1 protein-coding gene is annotated in these 229 nt (G+C 41.9%); it reads right to left on the bottom strand.

The features are described from left to right. Nucleotides 1–229, bottom strand: a 229-nt coding sequence (locus AC1RPV_RS08315) for a hypothetical protein (protein ID WP_481764288.1), incomplete at both ends; no start/stop codon positions are given.

Genomic DNA, 229 nt, shown 5'->3' with positions numbered 1-229 from the left:
ATAAATGACACATGCAAACCGTAGCGTTTTCCTATGAATCCGATTATAACCGGACCAAGAAGTATGCCGGAATATCCAAGAGCATTAATAAAACTAATGATGTTGTGTACTGCCATCCCTTTTATGTGGGCCGCAAAAGATACTAATTGAGGAACTACATTGGCCGCACCACAACCGACCATAGCAAAACCAGCTACAGAAGCGATCGCACTATCAATTGATACCACAA

This window comes from Dellaglioa sp. CoH-55-MRSF-9 (assembly GCF_056782155.1).
This window is presented reverse-complemented; position numbering and strand designations above follow the sequence as displayed.